We start from the raw sequence: 1,509 nt of genomic DNA, 5'->3' as shown, positions 1-1,509 counted from the left end.
CGCTGCGATTCGTCAGTACCAAGCAGGGTCGAGCAAGAGCCTGCCAGACCGGCGAGCCGTCTTCCATCACGCCAACAACGCCCGCGTTTGCAAATGCCATGATCGATAGGTTACGACGCAGGTTGGGTTCGTCCATGTTTGATAGATCGTGTTGGCGTTTCGAAGTGGCATCGGCGCGGGGGCAGTGAGCGAGATCGGCCCAGAGGAGACAACCGACAAGAGTTATCCAATAATCAGGGGGGGGGGGCGCCAATTGCCGACAGTAGGATGGGTAGAGCGAAGCGAAACCCATCAAACGAAACGCTGACAAATGAGATACGACGGAATATCGCCGACATCGCCTCAAAGGCAGTAGTTATTTTTTCACCGTCAATTTGGCGGAACGAAATCGGACTTTGCTGACCGACAGGATTGAACTGCTTCGCGCGCTGAAAATCTTGGAAACGGAGCCGCAGCGAAGTGAAGATTTTTAGTCCCCGATAGGCGTAGCGCCGGGCGGGTTTTCGTAGCGAAGCGGAGAAAACCTGCAAGGCATCGCGAAACGCCGTCAAGTCATGCGAGAGCCAATGTTTCGACCCCTCGTTGGGTCGAAACGAGGTGACGCGGACGAATCGGGGCCGCCGAAGGCATAAGCGGTCGCGTAATTTTTCCTGATTTTTGGAGCTAGGATGCTCCTAAAAATCTTTCGCAAAAATAGCGACTCCCCGAAGTCTTTTCGTAACGTAAAACATCAACACCCGTTTAATATCGACGCGATGGTTGTGTTACCGGAACATCTCCATACCATTTGGACGTTGCCGGAGGGTGACAATGATTTTAGTTGTCGCTGGCGGCTCATTAAGACCCACTTCACTAGACAGGTCGAAAAAGGCGAGCGAATTTCCAAGAGCCGTGAACGAAAGCAGGAGCGCGGTATCTGGCAAAGACGGTTTTGGGAGCATCGAATTAGAAACGAGGACGACTTCGTCAGGCATGTCGACTATATTCATTACAATCCAGTAAAACACGGCTATGTCCGTTGTGTTGCTGATTGGCGATATTCTTCATTTCATGATTTCGTCAAAAGCGGCATTCTCCCGGAAAATTGGGCGGGCGGCATATATCCTGACTTGGATTTGGCGTAATCGATGGTGTTTTTGATGGGTTTTGGCTAGCGCCTCTACCCATCCTACGAGCTATAGTGCTACACTTATCCTAAAAAATAAAACTCATAGTTGGAAATTTTATGTTTAATGACGAAGGATATCTGCCAGCCGGTATTTACGATATGACCTCAGAGGAAATCCGAACAAAACTGGTAGATACTTTTCCATCATCTAAAACACGTTCGGTAATTTTTGAAGGGTATGAACGGCACCGATCTGAACTCGAAGCAATTTCTATAGATATAGAACAGTTAATTGACGGTAGTTTTACATCGAATAAACTAGATCCAAATGATATTGATTTAGTCTGTTTTGCTGATGCAAATGTAGTTGACAACCTTCCTGATGATAAAAAGCAGGCATT

The 1,509-nt window shown here is 48.0% G+C and carries 3 protein-coding genes; 2 read left to right on the top strand and 1 reads right to left on the bottom strand.

All coding sequences use genetic code 11. The features are described 5' to 3' along the window. Nucleotides 1-233 precede the first annotated feature (233 nt). Nucleotides 234-551 carry a hypothetical protein gene (locus AC3B8H_RS21265; protein ID WP_488443500.1) on the bottom strand — a complete coding sequence of 106 codons (318 nt, stop codon included), beginning with the start codon at nt 549-551 and terminating at the stop codon, nt 234-236. A gap of 117 nt (nt 552-668) precedes the next feature. Between AC3B8H_RS21265 and AC3B8H_RS21260 the strand changes: the two genes are divergently transcribed. Together AC3B8H_RS21260 and AC3B8H_RS21255 are read left to right on the top strand one after the other, a co-directional pair. Then, nucleotides 669-1,124, top strand: coding sequence for an REP-associated tyrosine transposase (locus AC3B8H_RS21260; RefSeq protein WP_488443499.1), 456 nt, complete (start codon nt 669-671; stop codon nt 1,122-1,124). A gap of 101 nt (nt 1,125-1,225) precedes the next feature. Beyond that, a partial coding sequence (locus AC3B8H_RS21255; protein ID WP_488443498.1) for a DUF6932 family protein occupies nt 1,226-1,509 on the top strand: 284 nt, incomplete at its 3' end.

The sequence above is a fragment of the Methylomonas sp. BG-2 genome, assembly GCF_057766305.1.
This window is presented reverse-complemented; position numbering and strand designations above follow the sequence as displayed.